At 72.6% G+C, this 11,391-nt stretch carries 10 protein-coding genes; 9 read left to right on the top strand and 1 reads right to left on the bottom strand.

The genetic code is table 11. The features are described from left to right. Both Q7T15_RS03460 and Q7T15_RS03455 read left to right on the top strand, forming a co-directional pair. On the top strand, positions 1 to 1,620 hold a 1,620-nt coding region (locus Q7T15_RS03460), incomplete at its 5' end, for a hypothetical protein (protein WP_304693301.1). Between the two features lie 74 nt (positions 1,621 to 1,694). Then, positions 1,695 to 2,105 carry a pilus assembly protein CpaE gene (locus Q7T15_RS03455; protein ID WP_304693299.1) on the top strand — a complete coding sequence of 137 codons (411 nt, stop codon included), beginning with the start codon at positions 1,695 to 1,697 and terminating at the stop codon, positions 2,103 to 2,105. 21 nt (positions 2,106 to 2,126) lie between these two features. Here Q7T15_RS03455 and Q7T15_RS03450 read toward each other — a convergent pair whose 3' ends face one another. Then, entirely contained in the window at positions 2,127 to 3,449 is a 1,323-nt protein-coding gene (locus tag Q7T15_RS03450; RefSeq protein ID WP_304693297.1) for a glutamyl-tRNA reductase, read from the bottom strand. Positions 3,450 to 3,546: 97 nt separating this feature from the next. Between Q7T15_RS03450 and hemE the strand changes: the two genes are divergently transcribed. From hemE to Q7T15_RS03415, 7 genes are read left to right on the top strand one after another with little or no spacing between them, the layout of a single operon-like run. Continuing rightward, positions 3,547 to 4,611, top strand: a complete 1,065-nt coding sequence (gene hemE, locus Q7T15_RS03445) for a uroporphyrinogen decarboxylase (RefSeq protein ID WP_304693295.1) — start codon at positions 3,547 to 3,549, stop codon at positions 4,609 to 4,611. Next, on the top strand, positions 4,611 to 5,996 hold the full coding sequence (locus Q7T15_RS03440; protein ID WP_304693293.1) for an NAD(P)/FAD-dependent oxidoreductase: 1,386 nt from the start codon (positions 4,611 to 4,613) through the stop codon (positions 5,994 to 5,996). Before hemE ends, Q7T15_RS03440 begins: the two co-directional genes overlap by 1 nt. After that, positions 5,993 to 6,658, top strand: a complete 666-nt coding sequence (hemQ, locus tag Q7T15_RS03435) for a hydrogen peroxide-dependent heme synthase (protein WP_370689085.1) — start codon at positions 5,993 to 5,995, stop codon at positions 6,656 to 6,658. The genes Q7T15_RS03440 and hemQ overlap by 4 nt, the downstream gene beginning before the upstream one ends. Beyond that, complete coding sequence (locus Q7T15_RS03430) at positions 6,655 to 7,917, top strand: ferrochelatase (RefSeq protein ID WP_304693291.1); 1,263 nt, start codon at positions 6,655 to 6,657, stop codon at positions 7,915 to 7,917. The genes hemQ and Q7T15_RS03430 overlap by 4 nt, the downstream gene beginning before the upstream one ends. Then, a complete protein-coding gene (gene hemC, locus Q7T15_RS03425) occupies positions 7,914 to 8,885 on the top strand; it encodes a hydroxymethylbilane synthase (protein ID WP_304693289.1) in 972 nt (323 codons plus the stop codon). The genes Q7T15_RS03430 and hemC overlap by 4 nt, the downstream gene beginning before the upstream one ends. Next, positions 8,882 to 9,868 (top strand): porphobilinogen synthase, encoded by a 987-nt coding sequence (hemB, locus tag Q7T15_RS03420; protein ID WP_304693287.1) that lies wholly within the window; start codon positions 8,882 to 8,884, stop codon positions 9,866 to 9,868. The genes hemC and hemB overlap by 4 nt, the downstream gene beginning before the upstream one ends. After that, the gene (locus Q7T15_RS03415) at positions 9,865 to 11,247 is read left to right on the top strand and encodes a glutamate-1-semialdehyde 2,1-aminomutase (protein ID WP_304693285.1); all 1,383 of its coding nucleotides are present in this window, start codon (positions 9,865 to 9,867) and stop codon (positions 11,245 to 11,247) included. Before hemB ends, Q7T15_RS03415 begins: the two co-directional genes overlap by 4 nt. Positions 11,248 to 11,391 lie beyond the last annotated feature (144 nt).

Raw genomic sequence — 11,391 nt, 5'->3', positions numbered from 1 at the left:
GCGAGCGTGGACCTGGAGAACATCTCCGGCGTCAACGCGACCTTCGAGGTCATCGACGACGGATCTGAGTCGGGCAGCTACGAGGTCGAGTTCACGGCGCTGGAGGGCTTCCGGTTCGCCGGTGACCAGACGACGCTCACGATCTCGGGCGATCTCGCCGACCGTGACCCCGAGCTCTGCCTCGAGGCGACCTACGTCGCACCGGTCATCGACGCCACCTGCGAGCTGGGCGAGAGCCTGGACGTGGAGGGCATCGACGCCGAGAACGCGACGATCGAGGTCATCGACGATGGCTCGGAGTCGGGCACGTACGAGATCGAGTTCACCGCGAACGAGGGCTACCGGTTCGCCGGTGACCAGCAGTCCCTGACCGTGACCGGCGACCTCGCTGGCCCGAACACGGAGCTCTGCCTCGAGGCTGTCGCAGCGATCGCCGTGACCGACGCGGACTGCTTCTTCGACTCGACGCTCGATGAGGACGGATTCACGTCGGAGAACGCCGAATACGAGATCACGGTCTACAACGCCGAGACCCGCGAGTACGAGGTCGTCTTCACGGCCGACTACGGCTACCGCTTCGACACGTCGCTCGACGGCGTCAGCGAGGACGGCACCACGAGGACGTTCTCCGGAACGCTCGAGGCCGCCGACCCCGATGGCGACGGCTGCGTGCTGCCGATCACGGATGCCTCCATCGCGTTCATCGACGCCACGTGCCTCGACCCGCAGTCGCTCGACGAGGAGAACTTCGTGTTCGACTCCGAGCTCGCCGCGCTCGACAGCGTGATGTACGACGGGCTCGACTACGAGGTCGTGTTCGTCACCATCGGGGAGGACACCCAGTTCTTCCAGACGGACGAGCCGGTCGAGGGTCGCACGGTATCCGAGGACGGGACGGTGTTGACCTTCACGGGAACGCTCGACGGCCCGAACGAGGAGCTGTGCCCCGAGGTCATCGTGCCCCCGATCGTCGTGGTCGATGACTGCTTCGAGCAGTCGTACACGATCACTGACGTCGAGGGCGTGACCTACACGCGGACGGTCAACGGACTGGAGCTCCCGGTGAGCTTCGGCGAGGGCGACTCGGTCACCTACGAGGCCACGCCGTTCGACACGATCACGGTCACCGCGACCCCCGATGAGGGCTACCTCCTCGCCGAGGGCTACGAGGCGTTCGAGTACACCTACGCGTTCGACGAGGACTGCCTGCCCACGGCGCCCGTCACGACCGCGTCGGTGACGTGGACGCAGGCCGACTGCCTCGGCAACCCCGGCAGCTACACGCTGACGAACGAGCCCGGAGTGATCTGGACCGTCGACGGCGTCGTGGTCGAGGGCAACACGAAGTACACGGCGGCCATCGGGTCGACTCCGACCATCGTTGCGAGCCTCGAGCCCGCCAGCGAGGAGTTCCCGACGGGCTTCGGCTGGAGCGATGAGGACCAGCGCACGCTGTGGAACCTCGTCTTCGCTGCTGCTGAGGACTGCCTGCCGACCCTGGCCATCACGGGCGCGTCCAACGCGCTCGGTGGACTGGGCGTCATCGCGATCCTGATCATGATGGCCGGCACCGGTCTCGTGGTCGCTCGTCGCCGGGAGGCTGTCCGAATCCAGGGCTAGTACCTGCTCGGATACGCACCACTGAACCGGGTGCCGCTCAGGCGGCACCCGGTTCTGCGTGTCAGCATCGCGGCGTGATCAGCACTTCCCTCGCCCGCCTGCTGCGTGACGCGGGGCTGCGCTGGAAGCCCGCCTCGGGCGACCGCTTCCAGATCGACCGCTCCGAGTTCGACGCGGAGGTCTTCACCGTCAGTGACCTCACCATCGAGCCGCACGAGTACTCGACCGGCACCGTCCTCGGCTTCAACGGCACGACCGAGTGGGCGCTCGACTCCGTCGCTCTCGACGACGCGCTCTGGCTGCCCCGCGAGGATCAGCTCCGCGACCTGCTGCGCGCGGCCTTCGTGCGCCTCGAGCGCGATGGCGACGACTACCGCGTGGTGCTCCGCGGCGCGGACGACGCCGAGGCGGCCTTCGCGAGCGTCTCGGCTCCTGAGGCCTACGGCCTAGCGCTGCTCTCGATGCTCGAGCGCGTCACCGCCTGATCCGCGCCCGATCCGGCGCGGCTAGGCCGAGGCGGCCGAGCCGAGCTCGTCGTGCTCCGCAGTGACCGGCGCGGCGACTGTCGGCGCGACGGGCGACGCGAGCGATCCCGCGGCCGTCGCGGGCCGCGCGACCGGGATCCCGAACAGCGTCTCGATCGCGGCCGCGACATCGACCCCGCGCCCGGCGACCGCGTGGCGGCGGGCGAGCGTCGACGGCGTGTGCAGGAACACGCTCGTGAGGTGGCGCAGCGCCTCCTCGACGCGACCATCCGCGTCGCCGCGGCGCCGCGCGCGCTCGATCTCCTCGTCGACGAGCCCGAGCACGTGCTGGCGCAGGGCGACGATCGATGGCTCGACCGCGGCCGCCGTCACGTAGGCGTGGGCCGACTCGGCGACGACGCTCCGGGCCTCCTCCTCCGCCGACCAGTGCACGAGCGGCGCATGCAGCCGGATGGTCTCGAGGTCGAGCAGCGTCACGCCCTCGATCTCACCGACGGCGGCGTCGACGTTGCGCGGCAGACCGAGGTCGACGACGTACGCGGGGGCCTCGGCGGGCACGTCGGCAGCGGCCAGGCTCAGCCGCGTGGTGCACGTGATGACGACGTCCGCCCCCGCCATCGCGGTCGTGAGGTCGTTCGTCCAGGCGAGGCCGTGCCGCGTGCCGAAGACCTGCGCGCGCCCGCTGGGCGAGTAGACGGTGATGTGCTCGGCGCCGCGGTCGCGCAGCGCGGCAACGGTCGTCGCGGCGTAGCGGCCCGTGCCGACGAGCACGACGCGCGCCGAGCTCCAGTCGGCGAGGCGGCTGCCGACGAGGTCGAGCGCGAGGCGCGCGAGACTGCGACCCGTGCGGCTCGCATCGCCCTGCGCGCGCGCGGCCCGAGCGGTGCGGATCGCCTCCTGGAAGACACGATCGAGGCGACCGGTGGATGCTCCGCTCGCGCGCGCCGCCTGAGCGGCTCGGCGCACCTGCCCGGCGATCTCCTCCTCGCCCACGGCGACCGACTCGAGCCCGGCCGAGACGGCGAAGAGGTGGTGCACGGCGGCGGGGGAGTCGAGGACCTCGGCGGTCGCGGAGATCTCGTGCAGGGCATCCGCGCTCAAGGAGCGGAGGGCGCGGGAGACGGAGTCGCGCGCGATCGCGTGGGCGTCCTCCGGCGTCGCGTCGGCGGGGGCGTCGACGTCGAGGTAGACCTCGAGGCGATTGCACGTCGCGACGGTGATGGCGCCGCGGACGGCGGGGTCGGAGCCGCGGACGGCTCCCGTGAGGGCCTCGGCGTCGACCGCGAGCCGTTCGAGGACCTCGAACGGCGTGTTGCGGTGATTGGCGGTGACGCACAGGAGCACTGGACGATTCTACGGCGCGCAGCCTGGGTGTCCTGCAGGGTCGGAAGGCCCCATCCGGCCGGGAGGACTCTCGGATTCCAGCGCCTATCCTGGACGGGTGCCGTTGAGCCCCTCCCATCCTCTCGTCGACGGTCGCACGGCGAACGCTCCGCTCATCCGCGCGTACCGCGGCGACCGCCCTGAGCGCACCCCCGTCTGGTTCATGCGCCAGGCTGGCCGCTCCCTGCCCGAGTACCGCGAGCTGCGGGCCGGCGGCGACATGCTGCAGGCGTGCCTCACGCCCGAGATGGCGAGCGAGATCACCCTCCAGCCGGTGCGGCGCCACGGCGTCGACGCAGGCATCTTCTTCAGCGACATCGTCGTGCCCGTGCTGCTCGCGGGCGTCGACGTGCGCATCGTCGGCGGTCGCGGGCCGGTGATCGACGAGCCCGTCCGCACCGCGAGCGACGTCCTCAAACTGCGACCGATCGATCCCGCCGCCCTCGACCCCGTGCGCGAGGCCGTCGCGATGACGGTCGCCGAGCTCGGCACCACCCCCCTCATCGGCTTCGCCGGAGCGCCCTTCACGCTGGCGGCCTACCTCGTCGAGGGCGGCCCGTCGAAGGACCAGATGCGCGCCCGCGCTCTCATGCACAGCGACCCGCAGACCTGGGCGACCCTGCTCAACTGGTGCGCCGACATCACGGGCGAGTTCCTGAAGGCGCAGATCGAGGCGGGTGCGAGCGCCGCGCAGCTCTTCGACTCGTGGATCGGCTCGGTCTCGCAGAACGACTACCTGCGCCGCGTCGCTCCGCACTCGAAGCGCGCCTTCAGCCACCTGCGCGGGCTCGACGTGCCGAAGGTGCACTTCGGTCTCGGCACCGAGCGCATCCTCCCCGACATCGCCAACCTCGGCGTCGACGCGATCGGCATCGACTGGCGCCTGCCGCTCGACGAGGCGAACGCGATGCTCGGCGGTCGCTTCCCGCTGCAGGGCAACATCGACCCCGCCTTCCTCGGCGCTCGCCGGCCGACCCTCACAGCGCACGTCGACGCGGTGCTCGACGCCGGCCACGCCGCCCCCGCCCACGTCGTGAACCTCGGCCACGGCGTCCCGCCCGAGACCGACCCCGACGTGCTGACCGGCCTCGTGCGGTACATCCACGGAGAGCTGCCCGACTGATGCGCGAGACCCTCGTCGTCGGCGCCGGCATCGCGGGCCTCGTGGTGGCGCGCGAGCTCGTGCTGCAGGGCCACCGCGTGCGCGTGCTCGAGGCGGAGCCGCGCGCCGGCGGCCAGCTCCTGCAGAAGACGATCGCGGGCATCCCTCTCGATGCGGGGGCCGAGGCCTTCGCGACGCGCGGCGGCACCGTGCGCGCCTACCTCGAGCGCCTCGGTCTCGCCGACCGCGTCGTCGCGCCGCTCGACGCGCCCGCGTGGCTGCACGCCCGCACGGGCACGACCGTGCCGCTGCCCGCGGTGAGCCTGCTGGGCATCCCGTCGGCGCCGCTCGCCGAGGACGTCGTCGCGGTCGTGGGCCGCAAGGCTGCCTGGCGCGGCATGACGGATGCCCTGCTCCCCGGCCCCGTCGGCGCGAAGTCGACCACGCTCGGCGAGCTCGTCCGGCGGCGCATGGGCGACGGCATCCTCGAGCGGCTCGTGGCCCCCGTCGTCGAGGGGATCCACTCGAAGCACCCCGACGACCTCCCCGTGAGCGTCGCGCCCGGGCTCGTGCACCACCTCCTGCGCGAGAACTCGCTCGCTCGCGCCGTCGCGCGGCTGCGGACCGACGCCCCCGCCGGCTCGCTCGTCGCGGGCCTCGACGGCGGCATGGGGATGCTCGTGGACACGCTCCTCGCCGAGCTCGACCGCTACGGCGTTCCGATCGAGTACGGCGTGCGCGTCGCCGAGGTGCACGCCGACCGCGTCGTGCTCGCCGTCGATCCGGACGCCGCGGGCGCGCCCGCCCGCACGGACGCCGACGAGGACGTCGAGCCCGAGGGCGAGATCCGCGAGGGCCTCGTCGTCGTCGCGGCGCCCGGCCTCGTGACCCCCGCCGACGGCCGGGCCGCGACCCGCACCGCCACCCACCTCATGACGCTCGTGATCGAGGCCGGCACCGACACCGCCCGTGCGCTCGCCGAGAACCCGCGCGGCACGGGCGTGCTCGTCGCGCGCGGCACCGACGTCACCGCGCGCGCCCTCACGCACGTGAGCGCCAAGTGGGCGTGGGTGCGAGAGGCGGCCGCCGGGCGCGAGGTCGTGCGGCTCAGCTACGAGAGCGCGCCGACCGCCGAGACCGCGCGGCGCGACGCCGAGCTGCTGCTCGGCGTGAGCATCCCCGAGACCGCGGTCGTCGCGACCGAGGCGACCACGTGGCTGCGCGCGGGCCGCTTCGAGGCCGCGCCGGGCATCCCGATCACCGGTGAGCAGGTGTCGGGCACCGGCCTCGCGAGCGTCATCGACCACGCCCACCGACTCGCCGAGATCATCGGCCCGCCCGCCCCCGAGGCGGAGGCCGACAGCAGAACCGACCCCGAGGCATCCACCGAAAGGACAGCATCGTGAGCGATCAGCTCGCCTACACCGTCTACGTCGTGCTGCGGCGCGACCCGCACCGCCCCGCGACGGGCGGCGGCGTGCAGGAGGCCGTCGCCGCCGTGACCGCCGACGGCGTCACCGTGCGCGGCGTCTACGACGTGAGCGGGCTGCGATCCGACGCCGACATCATGCTGTGGCTGCACGGGCCCGACCCCGAGAAGATCCAGTCCGCAGTGCGCACCCTGCGCCGCAGCGCCCTGCTGAGCAGCCTCCTGCCGACGTGGAACGCGATGGGCGTCCACGTGCAGGCCGAGTTCAGCCGCAGCCACGCCCCCGCGTTCATGTACGGCAAGGAGCCCAAGCAGTGGCTCTGCGTGTACCCCTTCGTGCGCTCGTACGAGTGGTACCTGCTGCCCGAGGAGGAGCGCCGCGACATGCTCGCCGAGCACGGCCGCAAGGGCAGCGCGTTCACGGGCGTGCTCGCCAACACGGTCGCGAGCTTCGCGCTCGGCGACTACGAGTGGCTGCTCGGCCTCGAGAGCGACGAGCTGCTCGACCTCGTCGACATGATGCGCGACCTGCGCTACACCGAGGCGCGCCGCCACGTGCGCGAAGAGGTCCCCTTCTACACCGGTCGCCGCCTCGACGACGCCGAGCTCGATGCCCAGATCATGGAGGTCATTCGATGACGATCACCAACGGACTCGGACCCGACGGCCTCGCCGTCGTCGTCGACCTGACCGATGGCCGCTTCGAGGGCGAGCAGTTCGCCCGCGCGGCGACCGACACCGCCCAGAAGTACGCCGTCCCCGGCCACGTCGAGGAGGGCGTCGCCTACGACGCCGTCATCCTCGCCGGCTTCGGCGGCCCCGAGGGGCAGGACGACGTCATCCCGTTCCTCCGCAACGTCACGCGCGGCCGGGGCATCCCCGACGAGCGCCTTGAGGAGGTCGCGCACCACTACCGCCACTTCGGCGGGGTGAGCCCGATCAACGAGCAGAACCGCCAGCTGCAGGCGGCGCTCCAGGCCGAGGCCGACCGCCGTGGGCTGGGCATCCCGATCTACTGGGGCAACCGCAACTGGGATCCCTACCTCCCTGAGGCCCTCCAGCAGGCCTTCGACGACGGCCACCGCACGATCCTGGGTCTCGCGACGAGCGCCTACTCGAGCTTCTCGAGCTGCCGCCAGTACCGCGAGGACTTCGCGAAGGCCCTCGACGCCACGGGCCTCTGGGGCCAGGTGCGCATCGACAAGGTGGGCCAGTTCTTCGATTCGCCCGGCTTCGTCGCCCCGTTCGTGACCGGTGTCGTGGATGCCCTGCGCACGCTCCTCGCGGAGGGCGCCGACCTCGCGACGACCCGCGTCCTGTTCGCGACCCACAGCATCCCGACCTCGGACGCCGAGCGCAGCGGGCCGCGCGACGTCGACTGGGGCGAGGGCGGAGCGTACGCCGCGCAGCACCTGGCGGTGAGCGAGGTCATCATGGCGAAGGCGCTCGCCGAGCTGCGGTCGGAGGGCGCGGACATCCCCGACGTCGACTGGCAGCTCGTCTACCAGAGCCGCTCGGGCCCCCCGACGCAGCCGTGGCTCGAGCCCGACATCAACGACGCGATCGCCGACCACGCGGCCGCCGGTGCGACCGCGATCGTCATGGTGCCCGTCGGCTTCGTGAGCGACCACATGGAGGTCATGTGGGATCTCGACACCGAGGCGATGGAGACGTGCGAGGAGCACGGTCTGCGCGCCCTGCGCGTGCCGACCCCCGGCGTCGACCCCGTCTACGTGAGCGGCCTCATCGACCTCGTCGAAGAGCGGCTGCGCGGCGCCGCGAAGAACGAGCGCGTGCGCGAGACGACCCTCGGCCCCTGGTACGACGTGTGCCGCCCCGGCTGCTGCGAGAACGTGCGCGCGGGCTTCAAGCCCGCCATCTCGGGTCTGCAGCCGTGATCCGGCTCGGCACGCGCGGCAGCGCACTCGCCCTCGCGCAGTCGCAGCGCGTCGCCGACTCGATCGCGGCCCGCACGGGCGAGGAGGTCGAGCTCGTCCGCATCACGACCCACGGTGACGTCTCGACCGCACCGCTTGCATCGATGGGCGGAGTCGGGGTGTTCGTCGCCGCCGTGCGCGAGTCGCTCCTCGCCGAGGAGTGCGACGTCGTCGTCCACTCGCTCAAGGACCTCCCGACGACCCCGCACCCGGGCCTTCTCGTCGCCGCGATGCCCAAGCGCGCCGATGCCCGTGATGCGGCCATCGTGCGCGACGGGGTCGCCCTCGCCGATCTGCCCGCGGGCGCTCGCGTCGGCACGGGCTCGCCGCGCCGGCAGGCGCAGCTGCGCCGCCGGTTCCCCGAGCTCGAGGTCGTCGAGCTGCGCGGCAACGTCGACACGCGTCTCGCGCGCGTGCTCGGCCGCGAGGCCGGAGTCGCCGCAGACGGCTCGCCCGTCGACGCCATGACCCCCGACCTCGACGCCGTCATCCTCGCCGCCGCGGGGCTCGAGCGCCTCGACCGGCTCGACGTCGTCACCGAGTTCTTGGGCATCGACGGATGGCCGACGGCACCCGGGCAGGGATGCCTCGCGATCGAGACGCGTCGCGATCTCAGCGGCCCGCTCAAGAAGGCGCTCCTCGCACTCGATCACCGCTCGACCCGGCTCGCGGTCGAGGCCGAGCGCGCCGTGCTCCGCCGGCTCGAGGCCGGCTGCTCCGCCCCGCTCGGCGCCCACGCGTTCATCGACGGCGACATGATGTTCCTCGCCGCGCGCGTGTACTCGCCCGAGGGCGAGCAGGTCTCGGCCGCCCACGCGCTCTACATCGACGACGCCGACGACCCGGCCGAGGATCTCGCCGCGCGCGTCGCCGACGAGCTGCTCGCGAACGGGGCCGCAGCACTCGCGCCCCTGGGAGGCGACCGATGAGCGATCTCGGCCCGAGCATCCGCCCCCGCCGTCTGCGGCAGAGCGCCGCGATGCGCCGCCTCGTCGGCGAGACCGATCTGCGCCCGCGTCACCTCGTGCTGCCGCTCTTCGTGCGCGAGGGCGCCGACGCCGCGCAGCCCATCGCCTCGATGCCGGGCGTCGAGCAGCACTCGCTCGACAGCCTGCGCGCGATCGCCGTGCGCGCGGCCGAGGCGGGGCTCGGCGGCGTCATGCTCTTCGGAGTTCCCGCGGTGCGCGACGCGATCGGGTCGGGAGCGACCGACCCCGACGGCATCCTCAACGTCGCCGCCCGCGCGCTCGCCGCCGAGGTCGGCGACGCCCTCGTGGTGCAGACCGACCTCTGCCTCGACGAGTTCACCGACCACGGCCACTGCGGCGTGCTGGATGCCCGTGGCCGCGTCGACAACGACGCCACCCTCGAGCGCTACGCCGACATGGCCGTCGCGCAGGCGCAGGCAGGCGCCCAGGTGCTGGGTTTGAGCGGAATGATGGACGGCCAGACAGCCGTCGCCCGCACCGCCCTCGACGAGGCCGGCTTCACCGACGTCGCCCTGCTCGCCTACTCGGCGAAGTACGCCTCGGCCTTCTACGGGCCGTTCCGCGACGCGGTCGAGTCGCAGCTGCAGGGCGACCGCCGCACGTACCAGCTCGACCCCGGCAACGGGCGCGAGGGGCTGCGCGAGGCGCTGCTCGACCTCGATGAGGGCGCCGACATCGTCATGGTCAAGCCCGCGCTCGCCTACCTCGACGTGCTGCGGCAGGTCGCCGACGTCTCGACCGTGCCCGTCTGGGCGTACATGGTCTCGGGCGAGTACGCGATGATCGCCGCCGCTGCGCAGAACGGCTGGATCGAGGGCGACCGCGCGCAGCTCGAGGCGCTCACCTCGATCCGCCGAGCAGGCGCCGACGCCGTGCTCAGCTATGCGGCGCTCGACCTTGCCGAGAAGGGACTCATATCATGACCCGCTTCATCTCGGGCCGCACCCCCACGACCAACGCCGAGGCCTTCGAGCGCGCGCTCGTCGTCACCCCCGGCGGCGTCAACTCGCCCGTGCGCGCGTTCCGCTCGGTCGGTGGCACGCCGGTGTTCCTCGCGAGCGGACACGGGCCGTACGTGACCGACGTCGAGGGCACCGAGTACGTCGACCTCGTGGGGCAGTGGGGTCCTGCGCTGCTCGGCCACGCGCATCCCGACGTCATCGCCGCCGCCCACGCGGCCGTCGATCGCGGACTCGGATTCGGCGCCGCATCGACCGGCGAGGTCGAGCTCGCCGAGCTCGTGCTCGACCGCCTCACACTGACCGCGGCCGACGGCACTGCGCTGGCCGGCACCGAGCGCCGCGGCATCGAGAAGCTGCGCCTCGTGTCGACCGGCACCGAGGCGACCATGACGGCCATCCGCCTCGCGCGCGGCGCGACCGGCCGGCCGCTGCTCGTCAAGTTCGCGGGGCACTACCACGGGCACTCCGACTCGCTGCTGTCGGAGGCGGGCTCGGGCATCGCGACGCTCGGCATCCCCGGCTCGGCGGGCATCACCCCCGAGACGGCCGCCCAGACGATCGTCATCCCCTACAACGACGAGGATGCCCTGGCCGAGGTCTTCGCGGCCCACGGCGATCGCATCGCCGCGGTCATCACCGAGGCCGCCGCCGCCAACATGGGCGTCGTGCCTCCGAAGCCGGGCTTCAACAGGCTGCTCGCCGACACCGCGCACGCGCACGGCGCACTGCTCATCGCCGACGAGGTCATGACGGGATTCCGCTCGACGGCCGCCGGCTGGTGGGGGCTCGAGGAGCGTGAGGGCGTTCCGTACGACGCCGACCTGACCACGTTCGGCAAGATCATCGGCGGAGGCCTGCCGCTCGCGGGCCTCGGCGGCCGAGCCGAGATCCTCGACCTGCTCGCGCCGCTCGGCCCGGTCTACCAGGCGGGCACTCTCAGCGGGAACCCGGTCGCCGTCGCGACGGGCGCCGCGATGCTGCGCGGCGCGGGCCCCGAGGTCTACGAGCACCTGCCGCGCGTCGCGCGCACGATCGCCGACGGGCTGTCGTCGGCGCTCTCGGCGGAGGGCGTCGCGCACACCGTCGCGTGGGCGGGCTCGCAGTTCTCGATCTTCTTCCGCGACTCGGCGCCGCAGAACTACGCCGAGGCGCAGGCGCAAGACGTGTTCCGCTTCGGTCCGTACTTTCACGCGATGCTCGAGCACGGCGTCTCGCTGCCGCCGAGCGTGTACGAGGCGTGGTTCGTCTCGGCTGCGCACGACGCGCGCGCGGTCGAGCGGGTGCTCGCGGCGGCCAGGCCAGCGGCACAAGCCGCAGCGGCCGCCCGACCCGCTGGCTGAGGGGCGAGCCTCAGCCGATCTCGGCGACGGCGGCTGCGAGCTGTGCGACGACGTCGTCGAGCGCGGAGGCCTAACGACCACTCTGAGACCAGTCGGAAGGCTGCCCTACCCGATCAGAAGGTCGGCTTACCCGAGTCAGCAGGT

It is taken from the genome of Microcella sp. (assembly GCF_030645145.1).
In the GTDB taxonomy this organism is placed as follows: Bacteria; Actinomycetota; Actinomycetes; order Actinomycetales; family Microbacteriaceae; genus Microcella.
This window is presented reverse-complemented; position numbering and strand designations above follow the sequence as displayed.

Coding starts and splice junctions, on each gene's coding strand:
- hemB (WP_304693287.1), top strand. CDS start 8,882: ATGAGCGATCTCGGCCCGAGCATCCGCCCCCGCCGTCTGCGGCAGAGC.
- Q7T15_RS03440 (WP_304693293.1), top strand. CDS start 4,611: ATGCGCGAGACCCTCGTCGTCGGCGCCGGCATCGCGGGCCTCGTGGTG.
- Q7T15_RS03415 (WP_304693285.1), top strand. CDS start 9,865: ATGACCCGCTTCATCTCGGGCCGCACCCCCACGACCAACGCCGAGGCC.
- Q7T15_RS03430 (WP_304693291.1), top strand. CDS start 6,655: ATGACGATCACCAACGGACTCGGACCCGACGGCCTCGCCGTCGTCGTC.